Annotated in this window: 2 pseudogenes; both read right to left on the bottom strand. The window is 41.3% G+C overall.

Annotation, left to right across the window (positions count from 1 at the left end):
* Positions 1 to 3,075: pseudogene (locus FJR38_RS09245) on the bottom strand (calcium-binding protein); the annotation flags it as partial.
* Positions 3,056 to 4,599 (bottom strand): annotated as a pseudogene (locus FJR38_RS09240) (hypothetical protein); the annotation flags it as partial. The pseudogenes FJR38_RS09245 and FJR38_RS09240, both read right to left, overlap by 20 nt.

Genomic DNA, 4,599 nt, shown 5'->3' with positions numbered 1-4,599 from the left:
GGTATCAGTTCCAAGACCACCGTTGAGGGTATCATTGCCAGCACCACCGTTGAGGGTATCATTGCCAGCACCACCGTTGAGGAAGTCGTTACCAGCATCACCGTTGAGGAAGTCGTTACCAGCATCACCGTTGAGGAAGTCGTTACCAGCACCACCGATGAGGAAGTCATTATCAGCACCACCGTTGAGGGTATCATTGCCATCCTGACCGTAGATAATGTCGTTACCAGCACCACCGATGAGGGTATCATTGCCAGCACCACCGATGAGGGTATCATTGCCATCCTCACCGTTGAGTACCTCATTAATAGGGACACCATAGATAATGTCGCTACCACTGCTGCCATTTCTCACTAAAACTTCATACTGAAATTCCTCAACTCCAGTAGCAATTTTTTCAATGTACTTGCTGGTAATTTTCCATCCTGCCGCACTGTTGGTAAACGTATAGTCACTCTCAATGCCTGGCAAAACTAAGATATCGTGACCAGAGCCTCCGTGAATAGTGTCATTGCCCCAGCCTGTATAGATGATATCATTGCCTTCCTCACCATTAAGTAAGTCATTCCCATCGTCACCTTTGAGGGTATCATTGCCATCACTGCCGTAGAGAGTGTCGTCGCCTACTCCACCATCAAGAAAATCATTACCATATCCGCCGTAGAGAAAGTCATTGCCCGACCCTCCATAAAGCTTATCATCACCCTTTCGGGACACGATATCGACGGTTTTATATACCTTTACTTTGTTTCCTGCTCTGAATCCATCATATGCTTCTTCTACTACTACCCGATATCCTAGTGAAGTTTTATCAGAAATGTAATTATTCTGTTCTTTTTCTTCTCCGTCGTCGAAAGGCGAACGAGACTTCTCAAAAAATTCTTCCTCCACAAACTCCTCCCTCGAATCGGCTTCCGGATCGCCGTAGAGAAAGTCATTGCCTTCGCCACCGTATAGGGTGTCATTACCTAATCCACCATCTAAATAGTCATCTCCATCTTCACCTTCTAAATAGTCATTTCCATCTTCACCAAAGAGTCTGTCCTCATCATTGCCACCTTTGAGTGTGTCATCACCATTGCCGCCATAGAGTTGGTCATATCCATTTCCACCTTCTAAATAGTCATTTCCATTTTCACCAAAGAGTCTGTCCTCATTATTGTCGCCATAGAGGTTGTCATCACCATTGCCGCCATAGAGTTCGTCATGTCCATCTTCACCTCTTAAATAGTCATTTCCATCTTCACCATAGAGTCTGTCCTCATGATTGCCACCATAGAGTTGGTCATTTCCCGGTCCACCATAAAGGTCGTCATACCCATCTTCACCATAGAGGTAGTCATTTCCATCTTCACCATAAAGTTTGTCCTCATTGGGTCCGCCATAGAGGCTGTCATCGCCTCCACTACCATAGAGCCTGTCATTGCCTCTGTGACCACGCATATAGTCATTGCCATTGCCATTTATACCATGGAGTTCGTCATTTCCATCATCACCATCGTTACTACCTCCACGAATCCAATCATAAACGTCCTTTACTATTCCACCAATATCATTGACGATATCTCCAAAAAATTCCACCAAGCCATCGAAGACATTAGCGAACAAATCTGCAAACAAACTTGGGATATTGGTCACATAACCCAGGTTTATATTAATGTCGCCAGAAACCCCCCCAACCTCATATAAGATATCCAAGAGTGAACCACCAAATGTGCCATCTGAGGTAATCGTAAGTCCTGCTGTAAAAGAGCCAAGGATAGGGATAGAGACTCCTAAACTACCTGTAACCTTGAGCTGGCCATCCACTATCTCAATGCTAGCACCTATCCCTTGACCCAGGAATTTTGCATAACCTCCTATTTTTATTCTTGAATCGTTGGTTGAAATTGAAATCTCGGCGTTCTCTATGCTTAGGACACCGAATAAGTCAAGATTTCCTCTAACGGTGAGTCCATTACTATCGGCAGAGATACTGGCATTTGCAATTTCTTGCCCAAAGATTTTTGTTGTACCGCCAATTTTTAAATCACCAGAAGAGGTGACCGAAATCTCGGCGTTCTCTATGCTTAGGACACCGAATAAGTCAAGATTTCCTCTAACGGTGAGTCCATTACTATCGGCAGTGATACTGGCATTTGCAATTTGTTGCCCAAAGATTTTTGTTGTACCGCCAATGTTTAAACCATCAGAGGTGACCGAAATGGTTGCATTCTCTATCTCCAGGAAACCGAATAAGTCAAGATTTCCAACTATTTCAAATTTACCCTGTACGGCAGTAATACGGGCATTTGCAATTTCTTGCCCAAGGATTTTTGTTGTACCGCCAATCTCTAATTTAGAAGAGGTGACCGAAATTATTGCATTCTCTATTTTCAGGACACTGAATAAGTCAAGATTTCCTGTAACTTTAAGCTGAGTGGAATTGATATCCATCTTTGCATCTGCAAGCGAATAACCTAATACCTTGACCGTAGCCGATCCTGTTATTGCACTATTAGCCAGATTAGATTTATCAATGATGGCTGAAAGAGAGGGAATATCTAACTTTAAGAGTTCAAAGAAGTTGAAATTCAAATTGTTGATCTTGACACTGATTGGAGTGATATCAACACTAGCTGATGCAACCTCCTGACCGAGTAAAGTCACTCTACCCGATCCACTAGCCCTACTTTCAAGTGGATTAGTTTTATTAGTGATGACTGAAAGATTGTTAATATATAACCCTACAAGTCCGATATCAACATTGAATTTTTTAATGGTGATACTGCTTGAAGTGATTTCAAACTCAGTTGAGGCAACTTCCTTGCCAAAAACCACCAGCTTTCCGTCACCACTTAAGAATTGCTTTTCCGAAGATACTTCCAGTGCTAAATCTAAGTTCGGATCGTTAGCACCTGAAAGCTGCAAAAATCCCAAATCAATCTCAGAAAGTTTCAAAGACCCTGTTAAGGTAGGATTCGCTGCGTATGGATTGGCGTTGATATTGAGATCGGCTGTTTTTTTCCAAGCTTCCACCTGTCCATTAATACCAATTCCTTGAGTGAAGATTGTGTTACCAATTTTTTGTCTCAACTGGCACAAATTTGATCAGTGGATCGATGATTGTATCTTCATCGGGTCCATCAATAGATACAACGCTGACATCAATAATTTTATTCAAAAACTCCAGCGCGTCCTTGACAATAGTTAATTCTTTAGCACCTTGTTTCACCACAAAAGAACCAACTGGTCCGACAATCAGGTCAACCAAACTGACTTTCTCATTTGCCGTTAATTCCAAACCAATTTTGCTTGGATCGTTCGTATCTAGTAAGAAACCACCCTTTAGATTGAAGTTACCAAACTGGAAATCTCCTAAGAAGCCAATATTATCAATATACGGTGTTAGATAAGTCCCACCCAACTGGACTACTAAATTCCTAACAGTTGTATCCGGTAAACTAAATGGTTCTTCCCATGCAGTATCGGTATTAAGTGAAAACGACCCTGTTAGTGCTTTTGGATCAAGAGTTAGTCCTCCTGTCAATTCTAAAGTCGGTTCATCAGATTGGAAAGGATCGTAACCTGTAAAACTTATACCTGCTGCAATACCAAAGCTTGGAGAAATATTGCTATCTACAGCTAGGTTTAATTTAGCGTTCGTCAGTGTGGCACTAAAATCTCCACTGGAGAAGAGAGGAACATCACCAGCCATAATACCTGTTAAAGTTGCGCCAGTGCTGGTGTTCAGTCCAACATGAACTCCTAGAGAGTCTATGCCTAATTGACCGCTAATAAAACGAGAATAAACATCCGTCCCCTGAGCAAAGTTGATATCTCCTGTGAAGTTAAACCCTTGAGTTAAATTAATTAGTCCCAAGGTAGGATGATTGATCTGTTCAGATACATCAGAAATAGTTAGTTCTGGGTTTGTTAATTTAAACGCACTCAGAAGAGGAATTCCACGTGCTATAGAACCGAAATCTATCTCATTAGGAAGGGAGTAACTAAACTTAATGTCATCCTTTTTAAAGTTAAGGTCAATTTCTTGACCATTGAGGAGTGCAGCTAGACTAAATTCTTTAGTATCGTTTTGCTTAACAACCTTTAGCTGAGGTTGTGATAAAACAAGCTGAGTACCTTCTTTTGTTGAGTCACCATCACCTAGAAGTTGAGAACTAATTTCATTGACAGCATCCTGAATAAATCCGATGCCAGCAGTACTAGTAATCTCGTTCAGATCTAATGTTACATCATTGAGATAGGAGAGAGATATTCCTTGTTTGGATAAAGTGAAACTGACGTTGCCAATTTCCTTTAGTTCTGATTCGATACTATCTGGTAAATCTGTACCAGCTAAACTGGCGAGAAACTCAACGACTTCACCCGGAGAAATTTCATCAACAGAGAATTCATAGAACCGCTTACCGTCATTCCCTTTTTTAATGACTAAACTAGGATTGGTGACAAAGAGGTCTTTTACTAAATTACGTCCTAAACCTAATTCAGAAGATAATCCATTCACGATTGACTTAATATTCAGGCTATCGTGATAGGTAACTTTGAATTCATCCTTGTTGGATTCAAATTTTAATGCGTTGAGGGCTTGGAGTGAAC

This window comes from Anabaena sp. UHCC 0253 (assembly GCF_009712085.1).
Lineage (GTDB): Bacteria > Cyanobacteriota > Cyanobacteriia > Cyanobacteriales > Nostocaceae > Dolichospermum.
The sequence above is the reverse complement of the archived record's forward strand: the minus strand, read 5'-3'. Positions and strand labels throughout refer to the sequence as shown.